Annotated in this window: 10 protein-coding genes; 2 read left to right on the plus strand and 8 right to left on the minus strand. The window is 62.3% G+C overall.

Translation table 11 applies throughout. The annotated features are described in order from the left end of the window. Positions 1–38 precede the first annotated feature (38 nt). Entirely contained in the window at positions 39–3,380 is a 3,342-nt protein-coding gene (treS, locus tag IF199_RS14045; RefSeq protein WP_192560798.1) for a maltose alpha-D-glucosyltransferase, read from the plus strand. 2 nt (positions 3,381–3,382) lie between these two features. Continuing rightward, the gene (glgB, locus tag IF199_RS14050) at positions 3,383–5,614 is read left to right on the plus strand and encodes a 1,4-alpha-glucan branching protein GlgB (protein ID WP_102621365.1); all 2,232 of its coding nucleotides are present in this window, start codon (positions 3,383–3,385) and stop codon (positions 5,612–5,614) included. 54 nt (positions 5,615–5,668) lie between these two features. Here glgB and IF199_RS14055 read toward each other — a convergent pair whose 3' ends face one another. From IF199_RS14055 to treZ, 8 genes are all read right to left on the minus strand, one after another. Further along, positions 5,669–6,739 (minus strand): autotransporter domain-containing protein, encoded by a 1,071-nt coding sequence (locus IF199_RS14055; protein WP_192560799.1) that lies wholly within the window; start codon positions 6,737–6,739, stop codon positions 5,669–5,671. 431 nt (positions 6,740–7,170) lie between these two features. Further along, complete coding sequence (locus tag IF199_RS14060) at positions 7,171–7,968, minus strand: endonuclease/exonuclease/phosphatase family protein (protein WP_096820269.1); 798 nt, start codon at positions 7,966–7,968, stop codon at positions 7,171–7,173. 87 nt (positions 7,969–8,055) lie between these two features. Beyond that, positions 8,056–8,817 carry a PIG-L deacetylase family protein gene (locus IF199_RS14065; RefSeq protein WP_096820270.1) on the minus strand — a complete coding sequence of 254 codons (762 nt, stop codon included), beginning with the start codon at positions 8,815–8,817 and terminating at the stop codon, positions 8,056–8,058. 251 nt (positions 8,818–9,068) lie between these two features. Continuing rightward, positions 9,069–11,228 (minus strand): glycogen debranching protein GlgX, encoded by a 2,160-nt coding sequence (gene glgX, locus IF199_RS14070; protein ID WP_192560800.1) that lies wholly within the window; start codon positions 11,226–11,228, stop codon positions 9,069–9,071. 103 nt (positions 11,229–11,331) lie between these two features. After that, positions 11,332–11,652 (minus strand): DUF2934 domain-containing protein, encoded by a 321-nt coding sequence (locus IF199_RS14075; RefSeq protein WP_192560801.1) that lies wholly within the window; start codon positions 11,650–11,652, stop codon positions 11,332–11,334. 29 nt (positions 11,653–11,681) lie between these two features. Then, positions 11,682–14,456, minus strand: coding sequence for a malto-oligosyltrehalose synthase (locus IF199_RS14080; RefSeq protein ID WP_192560802.1), 2,775 nt, complete (start codon positions 14,454–14,456; stop codon positions 11,682–11,684). Continuing rightward, on the minus strand, positions 14,453–16,531 hold the full coding sequence (gene malQ / locus IF199_RS14085; RefSeq protein ID WP_192560803.1) for a 4-alpha-glucanotransferase: 2,079 nt from the start codon (positions 16,529–16,531) through the stop codon (positions 14,453–14,455). Before malQ ends, IF199_RS14080 begins: the two co-directional genes overlap by 4 nt. Next, positions 16,528–18,330, minus strand: a complete 1,803-nt coding sequence (gene treZ / locus IF199_RS14090) for a malto-oligosyltrehalose trehalohydrolase (RefSeq protein WP_192560804.1) — start codon at positions 18,328–18,330, stop codon at positions 16,528–16,530. The genes malQ and treZ overlap by 4 nt, the downstream gene beginning before the upstream one ends. Positions 18,331–18,337: the final 7 nt, after the last annotated feature.

Genomic DNA, 18,337 nt, shown 5'->3' on the forward strand with positions numbered 1-18,337 from the left:
CCGGGCCGACGCATTCATGCATCGAACAGGAGTTTCACATGGCGAAGAAACCCAAGTCAGCCACCTTCATCAAGGACCCGCTCTGGTACAAGGACGCGGTTATCTATCAAGTCCACGTCAAATCCTTTTTCGACTCCAACAACGACGGGATCGGCGATTTTCCCGGCCTGATCGCCAAACTCGATTACATCGCCGATCTTGGCGTCAACACCATCTGGCTGTTGCCGTTCTACCCCTCGCCACGGCGCGATGACGGTTACGACATCGCCGAATACCGTGGCGTACACAGCGATTACGGGACGATGGCCGACGCCAAACGCTTCATCGCAGAGGCGCACAAGTGTGGCCTGCGGGTCATCACCGAACTGGTCATCAACCACACCTCGGATCAGCACCCGTGGTTCCAAAGAGCACGCAAGGCCAAGCCCGGTTCAGCGGCCCGCGACTTCTATGTGTGGTCCGATGACGACCAGAAGTACGACGGCACCCGGATCATTTTTCTCGACACCGAAAAGTCCAACTGGACCTGGGACCCGGTGGCCGGCCAGTACTTCTGGCACCGTTTCTATTCGCACCAGCCGGATCTCAATTTCGACAACCCGCAAGTCATGAAAGCCGTGCTGTCGGTGATGCGCTATTGGCTGGACATGGGCATCGACGGCTTGCGGCTGGATGCCATTCCGTACCTGATCGAGCGCGACGGCACCAACAATGAAAACCTGCCGGAGACCCACGACGTCCTCAAGCAGATCCGCGCCGAGATCGACGCCAACTACCCGGACCGCATGCTGCTGGCCGAGGCCAACCAATGGCCGGAAGACACCCAGCTGTACTTCGGTGACACCGACGCCGAGGGCGTCAACGGCGACGAATGCCACATGGCGTTTCATTTCCCGCTGATGCCGCGCATGTACATGGCGCTGGCCCAGGAAGATCGCTTCCCGATCACCGACATCCTGCGCCAGACCCCGGAGATCCCGGCCAACTGCCAATGGGCGATTTTTCTGCGCAACCACGATGAACTGACGCTGGAGATGGTCACCGACAAGGAACGCGACTACCTGTGGAACTACTACGCCGCCGACCGTCGTGCGCGGATCAATCTCGGCATTCGCCGGCGTCTGGCGCCGCTGATGGAGCGCGACCGCCGGCGTATCGAATTGCTCAACAGTCTGCTGCTGTCGATGCCCGGCACGCCGACCCTGTATTACGGCGATGAGATCGGCATGGGCGACAACATCTACCTCGGCGACCGCGATGGCGTGCGCACGCCGATGCAATGGTCGATCGACCGCAACGGCGGATTCTCCAGGGCCGACCCGGCCAGTCTGGTGCTGCCGCCGATCATGGACCCGCAGTACGGCTATCAGTCGGTCAACGTCGAAACCCAGGCCGGTGACCCGCATTCGCTGCTGAACTGGACCCGTCGCCTGCTGACCGTGCGCAAGCAGTCCAAGGCCTTCGGTCGCGGCACCTTGAAGATGCTGTCGCCGGCCAACCGTCGCGTTCTGGCCTACACCCGCGAATACACCGGGCCTGACGGCAAACACGAAATCATCCTGTGCGTGGCCAACGTCTCGCGCAGCGCCCAAGCCGTAGAGCTGGACCTGTCGGCCTATGTCGGCATGGTGCCGGTGGAGATGCTCGGCGGTAATGCGTTTCCGCCCATCGGTCAGTTGAATTTCCTGCTGACCCTGGCGCCTTACGGCTTCTACTGGTTTGGCCTCGCGGCGGAAAACCAGATGCCGAGCTGGCACGTCGAACCGGCGCAGAGCCTGCCGGACTTCACCACGCTGGTGCTGAAAAAACGCATGGAGGAACTGCTCGAGGCGCCGTCCCGGGTCACCCTCGAACAGGGCATCCTGCCGAACTGGTTGCAGAATCGCCGCTGGTTCGCCGGCAAGGATGCGGCGATCGAGCAAGTACGGCTGGCCTATGGCGTGCGTTTCGGCGACGCGCAGCATCCGGTGTTGCTCAGCGAAATCGAAGTCAGCAGCGGCGGGCAGAGCAGTCGTTACCAATTGCCGTTCGGCTTCATTTCGGAAGATCAGGTCGGACCGGCCTTGCCGCAGCAACTGGCCCTGGCGCGGGTGCGTCGGGTACGTCAGGTCGGGCTGATCACCGATGCCTTCAGCCTTGAAGCGTTCATTCGCGCGGTGCTGCAAGGTATGCAGAGTGGCACGGTGCTGGAATCGAGTGACGGAGACATCCGTTTCGAAGCCACGCCGCAACTGGACAAGCTCGGCCTCGGCGCCGAGTCCGAAGTGCGTTACCTGTCCGCCGAGCAATCCAACAGTTCGGTGGTGATCGGCAACAGTCTGGTGCTCAAGCTGATCCGCAAAGTCGCGTCCGGCGTACACCCGGAACTGGAGATGAGCGCTTACCTGACCGCCGCCGGGTTTGCCAATATCTCCCCGCTGCTCGGTGCGGTGATTCGTCGCGACGGGGAGGGCGAAGACAATTTGCTGATGATTGCGCAGGGCTATTTGAGCAATCAGGGCGACGCCTGGGAATGGGCGCAGAACAACCTCGAACGGGCGTTGCGCGACGAGCTGGCGGATGCCGTTTCCGAACAGTCGCAACACTACAACGCGCTTGGCGAACTGAAGGATTTCGCCGGCATGCTGGGTCAGCGCCTGGGGGAAATGCATCAGGTGCTGGCGGCTCCGAGCGACAACAAGGACTTCGCACCGCAGGTCAGCTCGGCCAAGGATGCGCAGGCGACCGGCAAGGACGTGGGCGCTCAGGTCGAGCATGCGCTGAAGCTGCTCAAGCAGCATCAGGGCGAACTTGATGCGGCGGATCAGAAGCTGGTCGGTCGTCTGCTCGACCACAAGAAAACCATCCTCGCCCATGTGCAGGAGCTGGCGAAAAAATCCGCCGGCGGCTTGCGCATCCGCGTCCATGGCGACCTGCATCTGGGCCAGGTACTGGTGATCAAGGGCGACGCGTACCTGATCGACTTCGAAGGCGAACCGGCGCGGCCACTGGCCGAGCGCCGTGGCAAGCACAGCCCGTACAAGGATGTCAGCGGGGTGCTGCGCTCATTCGATTACGCCGCCGCGATGACCATCAATGTGCACAACGTCGACAACAGTCCCGAAGCAGAGGCGGCGCGTCGCCGGGTCGCCGAACGCTATTTGCGTGAGGCCCGCGAAGCATTTGTCGAGGCATATCGCCGGGCGGCAGCTAGTCTTGATCATGCCTGGCAAGATCCTGAAGGTGCCGACGCCGCACTGGCGTTGTTCGGCCTGGAGAAAGCGGCCTACGAGGTGGCCTATGAAGCCGAAAATCGCCCCACCTGGCTGCCCGTGCCGTTGCACGGTCTGTATGGGTTATTGACGGGGCTTGAACCCTTTTCCGATCTTGGTGGAGAGTAGTCATGAGTTTCTCGAACAAGGAACAGGGTCACGTTAAAGAACGCTTGCTGCCCAGGGCGAAGGACATCGATGCCTTGGTACGCGCAGAACATCAGGACCCGTTTTCCATTCTCGGACCCCACGGCGATGGTGCCGGCGGGCAGTTCATCCGGGCGTATCTGCCCGGTGCATTGAGTGTCACGGTGCTGGACAAGGACACCGGCGAGGAGCGCGGTCCGCTGGAGGCGACCGAAACGCCGGGGCTGTTCGTCGGGCATTTCGAGCCTTCGCGGCCGTATCAGTTGCGCACCCGCTGGGCCGGTGGCGAACAGGTCGCGGAAGACCCCTACAGCTTCGGGCCATTGCTCGGTGAAATGGATTTGTACCTGTTCGCCGAGGGCAATCATCGCGACCTCAGCGGTTGCCTCGGCGCGCAGCTGAAAACCGTCGATGGCGTCGACGGTGTGCGGTTTGCCGTGTGGGCGCCGAATGCCCGACGGGTGTCGGTGGTCGGTGACTTCAACGTCTGGGACGGGCGTCGGCATCCGATGCGTCTGCGGCATCCGTCCGGGGTCTGGGAGTTGTTCATTCCGCGCCTGCAGGCGGGCGATCTGTACAAATACGAAATCCTCGGCGCTCACGGTATCCTGCCGCTCAAGGCTGACCCGATGGCGCTGGCCACCAGCCTGCCGCCGGACACCGCTTCCAAAGTCGCCTCGCCGCTGCAAGTCGACTGGCAGGATCAGGACTGGATGAACGGACGCAGCGAGCGCCAGCAACACAATGCGCCGCTGTCGATCTATGAGCTGCATGCCGGATCCTGGCAGTGTGAACTCGACGATCTGGGTGAAGTGGCGCGCCAGTACACCTGGCCGGAGCTGGCCGAACGGCTGATTCCCTACGTCAAAGAACTGGGCTTCACCCACATCGAGCTGATGCCGATCATGGAGCATCCGTTTGGCGGTTCCTGGGGTTACCAGTTGCTGTCACAGTTCGCGCCGAGTGCGCGTTACGGTACGCCGGACGAGTTCGCGGCGTTCATCAATGCCTGCCATCAGGCGGAAATCGGCGTGATTCTCGACTGGGTGCCGGCGCATTTCCCGACCGATACCCATGGCCTGGCGCAGTTCGACGGCACCGCGCTGTACGAATACGGCAACCCGCTGGAAGGCTTTCATCAGGACTGGGACACGCTGATCTACAACCTGGGCCGCACTGAAGTGCATGGCTACATGCTGGCGTCGGCGTTGCATTGGCTGAAGCATTTCCACGTCGATGGATTGCGGGTCGATGCGGTGGCATCGATGCTGTACCGCGACTATTCGCGCAAGGCCGGGGAGTGGGTGCCCAATCGCCACGGCGGTCGGGAGAATCTGGAAGCCATCGACTTCCTTCGCCATTTGAATGATGTGGTGGCGCTGGAAGCACCGGGAGCTTTAGTGATTGCCGAGGAATCCACGGCGTGGCCCGGCGTCAGTCAAAGTACCCAGCAGGGCGGCCTCGGTTTTGCCTACAAGTGGAACATGGGCTGGATGCACGATTCGCTGCATTACATCCAGCAGGATCCGGTGTACCGCGCCCATCATCACAACGAGCTGAGTTTCGGTCTGGTCTACGCCTGGTCCGAGCGATTCATCCTGCCGATTTCCCATGACGAAGTGGTGCACGGCAAGCACTCGCTGATCGACAAGATGCCCGGCGACCGCTGGCAGAAATTCGCCAACCTGCGGGCTTACCTGAGCTTCATGTGGACCCATCCGGGCAAGAAACTGCTGTTCATGGGTTGCGAGTTCGGCCAGTGGCGTGAGTGGAATCACGATCAGCAGCTGGATTGGTATCTGCTCCAGTATTCCGAGCACAAAGGCGTGCAGAAACTGGTTGGCGATCTGAACCGTTTGTACCGCGAAGAACCGGCGCTGCACGAACAGGACGACGCGCCGCAAGGGTTTCAGTGGCTGATCGGTGACGATGCGATCAACAGCGTCTACGCCTGGCTGCGCTGGAGCAAGGACGGTTCGCCGGTGTTGGTGGTGGCCAACTTCACGCCAGTGCCGCGTCAGTCGTATCGGGTGGGTGTGCCGTTTGCCGGGCGCTGGAGCGAGTTGCTCAACAGTGATGCCGACACCTATGCCGGTTCCAATTACGGCAATGGTGGCGGGGCGTTCACCGATGATGTGCCGAGCCATGGCCAGGCGTTGTCGCTGGAGCTGAATCTGCCGCCACTGGCGGTGTTGATCCTCAAGCCCGAACGTTGATGAAGAACCTGCGGGAGCGAGCGGCTCGCTCCCGCAGGGCGACCGGAAGTGTCCTTACCAGCGCATCCGGATTCCCAGACTGCCGATCAACCCGTTCAGATCATTGTCATCCACGTCACTGCTGTAGTCGGCGCTGACATACAGGCTCACCGACGGCGTGACCTTCGCCACCAGACCCAGACCCAACTCCACCGTCGATGACTTGCGGCTGCTGCTGATCTTGTCCACCTGATCGAGGGTCACCGTGTTGCCGGTGTACACCGTGTGCCACAAGTTGGTGCGAACGTAGGGTTCGACCGGCAGACCGCTCAGGTCGTAACTGCCTTTCAGCCGAGCGCCGACCCGGCCGCTCCAGGACGAAATGTCACTCGATGAAGCGTTGCCCGAACCCGCGTAGGGCGTGTCGAGGGTGATCCGCTGATTGATCAACTGCGCCTGTGGCTCGACAACCCAGTTTTCGCTCAAGCCGATCGGGAACCCGCCCTCCACCGAGAACGTCATCGCACTGCCCTCAGTGGCCAGGCGCGCGCCCTGTTCATTACGGCTGAAGCCACTGACCCGGCCACCGCTGGCCGACAGGTCGACGTGCCAGCCTTCAGACCCGGTCAGGCTGTAGTAGGCGCCGAGGCTCTGGCCTTGCAAGTTGAGGGTGTCGGTGGTCGGATCGACGAGGGCGCGGTTGACGATCAGACCGTTGCCGTTGCCCTGGATCTGGTACGTGCCGCTGATCAATCCGATCCGTTGGGTCTGGCCGCTGCTGCCTTGCAGGGTCAGCACTGGCGGTCCTTTGAGCGCTCCGCCGCCGGGTGTCGCGAACCCGGGGTTGAGGAGGTCGGTCTGTGCCTGGCGAGAGGCTTGTCCGTAGAGTTGATCCCAGGCCGAGGGAGCAAGGTCTTCGGTGATCAGGTAGTTGCCGCGCAGGTCGGGGCGCGGGCTCAAGCGTTGCGGGTCGGGGGTGATGACGGTCGCGGGCAGCGTCAGGATCGGTACGTCCTGGCGATACCAGGGCGTGGTCTCATCCGCCACAGGACCCGCCTGCGCCTCCATGGATGAGCACAGCAAGATAGAACTTGAAACGGTGCAAAAGGTGATTTTGATCTCGTGTGGGGTGAGTGAGGTTTTCATGAAGATCTACCTTGCTAGCGCATGTGGTATCTCGCCTTGGCGTCTCTCCTACCCCGAACGAGGGGCGACCGAATGGAGCGAGGCGAACCCGCAGCCACCCGTTTTTACAAGTGTCCGAAGGCCCGCCCCGGGTAGTGTTTCCGGGGGTAGTAAGGTAGAGCTAAGAAGACCGATGTCCCTGCGTCAAGAAATTGGACGATGAGCGGTATGGCTAAATCAGAGGTTGCAAGCGTTTGTTTTTCTGCACATATCTAAGTTGTTGTTTGCAGGGAAAAACACACCTGAAACCGCGAAACAGAGCGTTTGCTTAGCCTGCTATCGGCTTGCCAACTGATGCGAACGCCCAGATTTCCTGCCAGGCCACGCAGGTCATTGCTGTCAATATTGCGACTGTAGTCGGTGCTGGTGTAGACACTCGTGGCGCGGTCGAACTACAGATGCACCTCGACCGCCAGCGGCAAGTGATCCGACAAATGCGTCCAGGGCTTGTTGCCGAGTATCTGCGGATCATGGCTGCTGGCATTGCGCAGGTAGACCCGGTCCAGCCGCAGCAGCGGGAAGCGCGCCGGGTAGGTCTTGGCGGGCCGGCCGTGATGACGCTCGAAGGCTTCGTGCAGGTAGTCGCGGCGGGAGAGGGTGAGGTTGCCCTGCATCTGCCAGTCATTGAAGTCGCCGGCGATGATCACCGGCGCGTCCTCCGGCAGGGACTCGAGCAACTGACAGAGCAGTTGCAGCTGCAATTGACGGTGGCTTTCGAGCAGGCTCAGGTGCACGCAGATCGCATGAACCTCATCGTGCCCCGGTACATCCAGTACGCAGTGCAGCAGACCGCGGCGTTCCGGGCCGGTGATCGAGACATCGAGGTTGCGGTATTCGCGGATCGGGTACTTCGACAGCAGGGCGTTGCCGTGGTGACCGTCGGGGTAGACGGCGTTGCGGCCGTAGGCGAAATCGCTCCACATGCTGTCGGCGAGGAATTCGTACTGCGAGGTTTGCGGCCACTCGTTGTAGCGATTCGAATGCCGTTCGTGTTCGCCCACCACTTCCTGAAGAAACACCAGGTCGGCGCGGGTACTGCGCACCGCTTCACGCAGCTCCGGAAGAATGAAACGGCGGTTGAGTGCGGTAAAACCCTTGTGCGTGTTGACCGTCAACACCCGCAGGCGATGGATGGTCGACGGGTTCAAGGGCTGTGCGTCGATGACGTGACGCTTGGGGTCGCTGGACACGGTCGCTCCTCTGAATCATGACTGCCTTTTCATGCGACTGATCCGGGCGCGGGCAGTTCACATTGAGTGACTGCCCGCGCCTGGCCTTCAATCCACGAAGACAATTTCATAAGGCAGGCGCATGCGCTCCAGAATAGCCCTGGGCAACAACGGTGCAATGCCGATGGCCGGTTCGCCGTTCAACTGGCTGGCGTAGGCGTGGGTGGCGTGGCTCTTGCGCGCGACGGTCCAGGTATCGAGGCGCAGCTTGCGCGCGCGGTGCCACGGAATCTGTGCCTGATCGCGCTCGGGCCAGTGCCAGGCCCAGACCGGCACATCGTGGTAGCTGGCACCGGCCAGTCGTGCGGCTTTGGCGCTGGCCCGACCGACCACTTCATGATCTTCGGTGCCGTCTTCGCACCAGGTGCTGAACACCACGTCACCGGGTCGCAGGTAACGCGAGATGAACTCGGTCAATTGGGCTTCCTGTTCAAACAGGGCATTGTCTGTGAAACCGCCACGCACCCATTTCAGGCTGTGCATCGGCAGGCCCAGGCGGCGCAAGGCTTCGACGCTTTCCTGGGGGCGGAACACGCTCAGGCGTTTTTCCGACCACTGGCGCGAGCCGGGATGGCTGGCGCTGCCGTCGGTGATCGAGAGCAATTGCAGGGGATGACCAAGGGAAGACAGCAGTTGCAGCAAGCCGCCGCAGGTCACCACTTCGTCACCGGGGTGTGGCGCAATGACCACCGCACGCGCGCCGGGCGGCACGAGGCTATGGGTGTTGATGACGGGGATGTTGTCGAGTTGCGCGGCGCTGTTCCAGATTTGCGCCGGCAGGCCGCTTTCGCTGAGAGATAACGGTTTCATGGGGCAGGACGTCCTTGTTGAGTCTGGCCTTCAGTCACCCACGGCAACGCGTGTCTGACCCGTGAAGGCTGGTTGATAACCCTGCAGCGCTCCGAACCCTGGATTGCCGCGATGCTGAGTATTGCTCAAGACGCACGGTTCGTCGCGTTGCAGATCAATCTGCTCCGGTTTTTTTTATTCAAGCTGTGCCGTAACTCTCAAGTCGTGATCGCAGACCCAGCGGTGGAGGCCGATGTGTCGGTGTCTTGCGCTCAGTCTTCTTCGTCGCGTTGCAGTTCAAACAACAGCAGCGAGCGCCCTGTAACCGAATATTGATGCCCGAAATCGAAGCGCTCCTGACCGCGGATCGACGGTTGGTTGGTGTCGACCATGCAGGTCCAGAAACTACCTTCAGGCACTTCCGGCAGCGTGAAGTTGACGATGTCGTGATGGGCGTTGACCACCAGCAGCAACGTCGCGTCGGCGCCCTTGCGGCGGATGCCGGTTTCCTGGGCGCGGCCATCGAGCAACATGCCCAGGCAGCGGTTATGTGCATCGTGCCAGTGTTCGGTGGTCATTTCCGTGGCGTCCGGTGCCAGCCAGGTCACGTCCTTGACCCCGATGTCTTCGTTGTATTCACCCACCAGAAAACGCCCGCGCCGCAGGATCGGGTAGGTCAGGCGCAGCTTGATCAGGCGTTTGACGAATTTGAGCAGCGCCTTGCCGTCCTCGCTCAGGTCCCAGTTGACCCAACCGATCTCGCTGTCCTGGCAGTAGGCGTTGTTGTTGCCGTCCTGGGTGCGGGCGAACTCGTCGCCGGCCACCAGCATCGGCGTGCCCTGGGCCAGCAGCAGGGTGGCGAAGAAGTTGCGCATTTGCCGGTGACGCAGCGCATTGATTTCCGGATCGTCGGTGGGCCCCTCGACGCCGTGGTTCCAGGACAGGTTGTTGTTGCTGCCGTCCTGGTTGTTTTCGTCGTTGGCCTCGTTGTGCTTGTCGTTGTAGGACACCAGATCGTTGAGGGTGAAACCGTCGTGGGCGGTGACGAAGTTCACTGACGAGTAAGGGCGTCGGCCGCGCTGATTGAACATCTCGCCGGAAGCGGTCATGCGGCTGGCGAAGTCGGCGAGCTGACCGTCGTCACCTTTCCAGAACGCACGCACGGTGTCGCGGAACTTGTCGTTCCATTCGACCCAACCCGGCGGGAAGTTGCCAACCTGATAGCCACCGGGGCCACAGTCCCACGGCTCGGCAATCAGTTTCACCTGGCGCAGCACCGGGTCCTGGCGGCAGGCGACGAGGAAGCTGTGACGTTCGTCGAAACCGTCGTGGTAGCGGCCAAGAATGGTTGCCAGGTCAAAGCGGAAACCATCGACGTGCATTTCACTGGCCCAGTAGCGCAGCGAATCAGTGACCATTTGCAGCACGCACGGGTGGCTCAGGTCGAGGGTGTTGCCGGTGCCGGAATCGTTGATGTAGAAGCGCTTGTCGTCCGGCATCAGCCGATAGTACGAAGCGTTGTCGATCCCGCGCATCGACAGAGTGGGGCCTTGCTCGTTGCCCTCGGCGGTGTGGTTGTAGACCACGTCGAGAATCACTTCGAGATTGGCTTCATGCAGGTGCGCGACCATCTCCTTGAACTCGGCGATCTTGCCACTGGCCAGATAACGCGGGTCCGGGGCGAAGAAGGCGATGCTGTTGTAGCCCCAGTAATTGGTCATGCCTTTGTGCAGCAGGTGCTGATCGTTGACGAAGGCGTGGATCGGCAGCAGCTCGACAGTGGACACGCCGAGTTTGCGGATGTGTTCCAGCACATCGTCGACCATCAGCCCGGCAAACGTGCCGCGCACGTTATCCGGCACGGCGGGGTGGCGCATGCTGATGCCGCGCACATGGGTTTCGTAAATGATGGTCTTGTCCCACGGCACGCTGACGCGATGGTCGTTGCCCCAGGTGTGCGCCGGGTCGATGACCTTGCATTTGGGCACGAAGGGCGCGCTGTCACGCTCGTCGAAACTGAGGTCGGCATCCGGGTGGCCGATGGTGTAGCCGAACAGCGCTTCGGACCATTTCAACTGGCCGACCAGTTGCTTGGCGTAGGGATCGATCAGCAATTTGTTGTGGTTGAAGCGGTGGCCGTAGGCCGGGTCGTAGGGGCCGTAGACCCGGTAGCCGTAAATCAGGCCCGGGTGCGCGTCGGGCAGGTAGCCGTGGAAGATTTCGTCGGTATATTCCGGCAGTTCGATGCGTTCGAGTTCGACTTCGCCGGCATCGTCGAAAATGCACAGTTCGACGCGGGTGGCGTTGGCGGAAAACAGCGCAAAGTTCACCCCCAGACCATCCCAGGTCGCGCCGAGCGGGAAGGGCAGGCCTTCACGGATTCGCGAGGGCTCGGCGTGTGCGGCGGGCTCGGCTTTCTTTGGACGGGTCATGATTGCTCCTGCAAATCGGGGTGGGCATTTTTAAAGGACGAGTGAACCCTCGGTGGCGAGCGAACCCGCCACACGGCCATTCAGTTCAACGGTTCGAAAAGCCTCAGGCTGCCGGGGGCTTGCGGGGTGCGCGGGGCTTTTTCTCGGCGGCTTTTTCGCCCGGTGGAATCACTTTCGCGGCACTCGCCGGTTTGGCTTTCGCCGTCGTGGCCTTGGGCTTGGCCGCAGGCGTCTTGGCCTCAGAGGCTTTGGTGGCTGCCGTTTTGCCAGTCGCCGCCTTCGGCGATTTCTTCGGTGCCAAAGCTTCGGCCTCGGCCAGTTTGCGCGCCATCTCCCAGTGGCGGGCTTCATGGCCTTCGGGCTTACCTTCCGATTCCCAGATCTGATAGGCGAATTCGCGGATGCGTTTATCGTCGGTACTCATCGCAATGCTCCTGAACTGAACTCATGCTTCTAGAAGTGTTGGATAAACAGATTGACCGGGACATCCCCCAGCGCAGCGCTGACCTCCAGCTCCCTGTTTTTTGTGACTGCGGTGCTCGAAAAAAGTCCCTTCAGATTTTCGTCCAAGGCGGCGAACGGTAATTCGACCCGCGTATCGCCCCAGCGCAGCGCATCGACCTGCGGGACGGCACCGTTTTCCAGCAGTGTTGCGCAACGGATCGGCACGATGACGATTGCCCGTTGCCCCCCATGCTCACGGGCAAACGCGAGCACGTTGTGCGCCTGGCTGCCCAGCACCTCGAGGGCCTGGTACGAGCCTCGGCGAAACAACTCGGTGTGTTCGGCGCGCAGGTTCAGTACCTGAGCGATCAACGCTTGCTTGATGCGCCCGTTGCGCCAGTTCGACAGCAGTTCCGATACGGGAGCAGGTTTCAGTGATTGTTCACGCAAGCTGTAGTCCACCGGCCGGCGGTTGTCCGGATCCACAAGGCTGAAATCCCAGCACTCGTTGCCCTGATACAGATCCGGTACGCCCGGTACGGTCACGTGCAGCAAGGTTTGCGCCAGACTGTTGAGGGCGCCGGCCGCGGCGATGCTGTTGACGCTCTTGGCCAGTGCCCCTCGCAGCAACTCACCTTCCGGAGCGAGTAACAACTGTTCGGTGAAGGATTGCGCGGCGTTTTCGTAGGCTTCGTTCGGCGCACTCCAGCTGCTTTGCAGCTTGGCTTCGCGCAGGGCTTTCTGCTGCCATTGCCAGATGCGTTTGGCGTAGTCGGCGAATCCATCCTGATCGTCGTTGTGCAGTTCCAGCGGCCAACTGCCGAGCAGCGCCTGATAGAGGATCAACTCGTCAGCAGCCGACGGCATCTGATCGTCGCAGCGCAACGGCCGGGCGAGGGCGCGCCACAGCTCGACCTGTTCGACGTACCAGTGGCTGCGCTCGCTGAGTACGGCCAGGCGCGCGCGGGTGTCTTCGCCGCGCTTGTGGTCGTGGGTGGCGGTGGCCAGCAGGTTGTCGGGGAATGTCGCCAGACGTTGCAGGTTTGTTGCGTGAAAATCACTGACCGGGGCGCTGAACTGTTCTGTGTTGTAGCCCACGTCATTGCGCGAAAGCAGCACCGCCGAGCGGTACAGCGCGGTGTCTTCCACGGCTTTGGCGGCGGCGGGTGAGGTCAGTTGCTGAAAGCGTACGCAGGCGTGGCGCAGGATCTTGCGCGACCGTCCGCGGGGTTTGCGCTGCCACGGCTGGCCGCCGAGCCAGGCGGACATGGACCCAAGCACCGGCCAGTCGCTTTCGTTCAATGTCTGGCGCGCACCTTCCATGGCCTGCTGGAAAAACACCTCGTCCTGCGCCGAACGGCCCATCGCACTGATGTAGGTGCGATACACCGGGAAATGCACGATCAACGCCTGTAACACCCGGCGGATCGAGCCGAGCGTGAGGTCGCGGGTCATCAGGTCGTCCCGCGCCACTTGCAACAGCGCCTGGGCAACGCTTTCGCAATCACTGGCCAGCGAGCCGTTGAGAATCTGCTGACGCGCCAGCCGTGCTTCTTCGATAAACGCCGCGGGGCGCTCGGTGCGGCGTTGCCACAAGTCGCCAAGTACGTGTTCACCGGCCGGGTCGTGTTGCAGCAGCGATAGCTGATTCATGAACTCGTAACCGGTGCTGCCATCCACCGCCCAGTCGGCGCGAAGGGTTTCACCGTCGCCGAGAATCTTCTCGACGTAGATCGGCAAGTGTCGCCCCGGCGCCAGAAAGTCGAGGCGTCGACGTAGCTTGCGGCAATAGCCTCGGGGATCGGCGAGGCCGTCGATGTGGTCGATGCGCAGACCGTCGATCAAGCCTTCTCCGATCAACTGGAAGATCTTGCCGTGGGTAGCTTCGAACACGGCAGGCCGTTCGACACGCAAACCGCCGAGTTCGTTGATGTCGAAGAAGCGTCGCCAGTTGATGTCGTCCGCCGCCGTGCGCCAACTGGCCAGGCGATAGCTTTGCTGCTCCAGTAGTTGATGCAGACGCTGGAAACCGTCGTCGGTCTTTGAGTCGTAGTGCGTCAAGTTGCGCTGGATGGTTTGCAGGATGTGCGGGTCGCTGGCCAGTTGCTGGAGTTCTTCCTTGAGCGGGAGGGCCAGCGAGCGGGCGTCAGTCTGGTAGCTGAGGGTGCTGAAGCGATCGGCCAGCGACTTGAGTGCTTCGTTTGTCGGCTCGTCGGGTTTGAGCAGTTCGCCGTAATCGCCGGGACAGATCGGGAAGTGATGCTCGTAATGTTCGACATGGAAGGTGCCGCACTCGGCGTTGAACACCAGCGGCAGCGTGCCGTCCTGCAACGCGACGCCGTAATCGCTGCCAAGAAAGGGCAGCAGCAACTGGCCTTCCATCAACGGATCGGGCGAGTGCCACTGGATATCGAAGAACTCGCCATAGGGGCTGAGCCGGCCCCATTCCAGCAAATCGAGCCACCACGGATTGTCACCGCCACCGACCGCCATGTGGTTGGAGACGATGTCGAGGATCAGCCCCATGCCGTGTTCGCGCAGGGCCGCGACCAGCCGGCGCAAGGCCGGTTCGCCGCCAAGTTCAGGGTTGACCCGGGTCGGGTCGACCACATCGTAGCCGTGCATGGAACCGGCGCGGGCGGCGAGCAGCGGCGAGGCGTAAACATGGCTGATGCCGAGCCGGGCAAAGTACGCCACCAGCGGCACCGCCTGATCGAGGGTGAAACCTTTATGGAATTGCAGGCGCACCGTGGCCCGCAACGACTGGCCTGGCGGTGCACTCATTGGTCACGCTCGGCCGCCTGAAGGCGGGCGCAGGCGAGCAGTTCCAGACGTCGCGCGGCATCGACCCCATCGAGCAACGTTTCGCTGGTGCCCGGCAGGCGCCGCGACCAGTTGGGGTGGGTGTCGATGGTGCCGGGCAGATTAGCCTGTTCGTCCAGGCCCAACGCGTCTTCCAGCGGCAGAAGCACCAGCGGCGCGCGGGTGTGGCCGAGGAAACGGACACTGGCGTCGACCACTTGATCGGCCTCGTGGGATTCCTCGCGAAAGTTCTGTGGATCCTGGCTCAAGGCACCCCGGAGGCCTTCGCGCTCGCGTTCGCGATAACGGCGCCAGTCGATTTCACCGTTGGCGTCGATCAGCCCGAGTCGCGCATTCCAGTCGATGTCCCGGCCATGCCACCAGCCATTGAGCGTCGGGAGGTCGTGGGTGCTGGTGGTGGCCAGCGCGTTGTCCGGCCAGTCGAGGATCGGTTTGAAATGGGTGTTGTCCTGCTCGAACAACAGCACGCGCATGCCGAGCATCGCGCGGGCGATCAGTTTTTCCCGCAGGCCATCGGGCACGGTACCGAGGTCTTCGCCCAGCACGATGGCTTGATGGCGGTGTGATTCGAGGGTCAGCAGACGCAGCAAATCGTCCACCGGGTAATACAGGTAAGCACCGTCCGCCGGTGCCGCGCCATTCGGGATCACCCACAGCCGTTGCAGGCCCATCACATGGTCGATGCGCAGGCCACCGGCGTGGGCGAAGTTGGCGCGCAGCATGTCGATGAAGGCACGAAAACCATTGCGTATCAGGCCTTCCGGGGAGAATGCAGAGATGCCCCAGCCCTGGCCGGAGCGATTGAGGATGTCAGGTGGCGCACCGACGGTCAGCGACGCCAGCAATTCGTCCTGAAAACTCCAGGCCTGACTGCCGGCGCCGTCGGCCCCCACCGCCAGATCAGCGATCAGACCGATGCCCATGCCGGCGCTGCGAGCGGCGTTCTGTGCACGCTCCAGGCAGCGGTGGATCAACCATTGGCAAAACGCGAAGTAGCCGATGCGCTCGGCGTATTCCTCGGCAAACGCACCGAGGGCGGCACCTCGCGGGTCGTGCCAGTGCTCCGGCCATTCACGCCAGTCGAGATTTTCGCCCCGGGCGGCGCGCATTTCCTGAATGGCTTCGAAGCGGCAGTGGTTTTCCAGCGCTTCGCCACCCGCATCGCGGTAACTGGAGAAGTCCGCCTGCAACGGATGCTCGCCACGGGTGAAGCCTTCGTACAACGCTTGCAACAGCTTTTGCTTGGCGTCGGCGGCGCTGGGCCAGTCGATCAGTTTCAGGTTTTCCAGTTGCTCGAATTGATCCGCCAGGCCGGCGGTGTCGATGGCATCACGCAGGGCGCGCTCGCCGAGAATCGTCCCCGGCGCGGCATACAGCGAATTGAGAAACAGACGGCTGGACGGCGAATACGGGCTGTAGCGCCCGGTATCGGCGCTGAACATCGCGTGCAACGGGCTGATGGCCAAGGCATCGGCACCGCGTTCGCCGGCGCTGCGGGCCAGTTCTTCCAACGCCTGGGTGTCGCCGAAACCACCGTCGCCGGGGCGGCGCAGGCTGTAAAGCTGCACGCTCAGGCCCCAGGCGCGAGGGATCGGGCTGTCCACGGCATCGCCCACGCTGTAGCAGCGCTCGGGGGCCACGGCCAGGGTGAATTGTTGACCGGCGATGTGAACTTGCTGATAACCGACCGGGATCTCACCGGGCAACACCGCATCGGCATCCAGCTTGAGCGACAGCCGCGTGCCGTCCTCCAGATGAATTTCACAGGGACTTTCAGGTTCGAAATAGCGCGCCAGATCCAGATCCGCGCCGACATCGGCAGTCAGCAAGGGCGGCAGTTGGCGGTCCTGTTGCACTTGTTGCAGTTCCAGCAGGCTGGCGTCGATTTCCTGGGCTGAGCCGGCCGGGTGACCGAGCCCGGTAAGGACATTGCGCAGCACGGCCGGCGCGACTCTCTGCGGGCGGCCATTGGCATCGATCCAGTCGACCGCAAGGCCGGCTCGGCTGGCGAGAATTTCCAGTTGCGCATCGCTCATAGGCGCTCTCCATCCAGGGGTGGCAAAGGGGTTGCGGCCGTGAGGCTGACGAGCGCGCAATACGGGGGCAGTCGGCCCGCGTCCTGCAGGTCGGCGGCGGGCGGTTGCTGCAAGAGCCACACCGCGTCGGCCTGTGGTGGGTTGACCACTGGCGTGTCACTGAGGTTCAGGTCGATTTGCAGCTCGCTGCCATCGCCCAGACGCCAGCGTGCACTCACGGCGCCAAACCCCAGCACCTGTGCACCGAGTGCCTGGGTGCCGGGCAAATGCGGGGTGATGTGTTGGTGGCGCAGCTGCAACAGGTGTCGATACAGCGCAAGCGTTGTCTGCTGTTTCGGCGTGCCGCTGCCGATCAGCCTCGGTTGCGAGGCGTGAAACGTCTGCTCGGCGTTGGGATCGGGAATCTGCTCGCGGCGTTGCGGATCGGCGAAGGCGCTGAACGCGGCGAACTCGTTACGCCGGCCTTCGCGCACAAGCTTCGCGAGCTCGCCGTGATGGCTGGTGAAGAACAGGAACGGTTGCTCGGCAGCGTATTCGTCGCCCATGAACACCAGCGGAATCATCGGTGACAGCAGCAACAACACCGTAGCGGCCTGAAGCGCGCGCGGATCGGCCAGTTGATGCAGGCGCTCGCCGAAGGCGCGGTTACCGATCTGGTCATGGTTCTGCAGGAACAGCACGAACGCGGTGGACGGCAGATGTTCGCTCGGCTCGCCACGGGGTGTGCCGTGGCGGGTCAGATGGCCCTGAAACACAAAACCCTGACTCAGGCAGCGGGCCAATTGCTCGGTGGGGTGTTCGGCGTAGTCGGCGTAATAGGCATCGGTTTCGCCGGTCAGCAGCACGTGCAGGGCATTGTGGCCGTCGTCGTTCCACTGGGCATCGTAGGCGTCTTCCAGCAGGCTGGCCTGATTGTGCTCGTTCTCCACGGTCAGCCAGACATGCCGCGCCGGGTCAATCTGCTGCCGTATGCGCTGCGCCAGTTCAGGCAGGAAGTCGGGGCTTTCTATGGCATGCACCGCATCCAGGCGCAGTCCGTCGAAACAGTATTCGAGCAGCCACATCAAGGCGTTTTCGACGAAGAAGTCCCGTACTTCGCGGCAGCGGAAATCAATGGCCGCGCCCCAGGGGGTGTGTTTGTCTTCGCGAAAGAAACCCTTGGCGTAGCGATGCAGGTAATTGCCGTCGGGGCCGAAGTGGTTGTAGACCACGTCGAGAATCACCGCCAGGCCATAACCGTGGGCGCTGTCGATCAGGTGTTTGAGTTGTTCCGGCGTGCCATAGGAAGCTTGCGGCGCGTAGTGCAGCACGCCGTCGTAGCCCCAGTTGCGCTCGCCGGGAAACTGCGCGATCGGCATCAGTTCGATGGCGGTGATGCCCAACCCGGCGAGGCGCGCCAGATGCTGCTCGACTTCGGCAAAACCGCCGAGGGCGCCGACATGCAGCTCGTAAATCACTGCTTCGTTCCAGGGCCGACCCTGCCACGTTGTATTCCGCCAGGCATAGGCGTGCGGATCGACGACCACGCTTTGGCGGTCGAGGTCGCCGTCCTGCGCCCTGGAGGCCGGGTCGGGCACCTCCAGTTCGCCGTCGATGTTGTAGCGGTAGCGACTGCCGGCGGGGCAGCGGCTCTTGATCACGAACCAGCCGTCAGCCTGCGGCAGCATGGGCAGAGACCGACCGTTGCCCAGCTCGACGCTGACGTAAAACGCATCCGGCGCCCACAACGCGAATTGCGTGTGGTCGGCATCCAGCATGATCGCGCCGTGGGGCCAGGTTTCAAGGGACCGTAACGGCATCGTTGAA

The sequence above is a fragment of the Pseudomonas allokribbensis genome (genome assembly GCF_014863605.1).
GTDB lineage: Bacteria > Pseudomonadota > Gammaproteobacteria > Pseudomonadales > Pseudomonadaceae > Aquipseudomonas > Aquipseudomonas allokribbensis.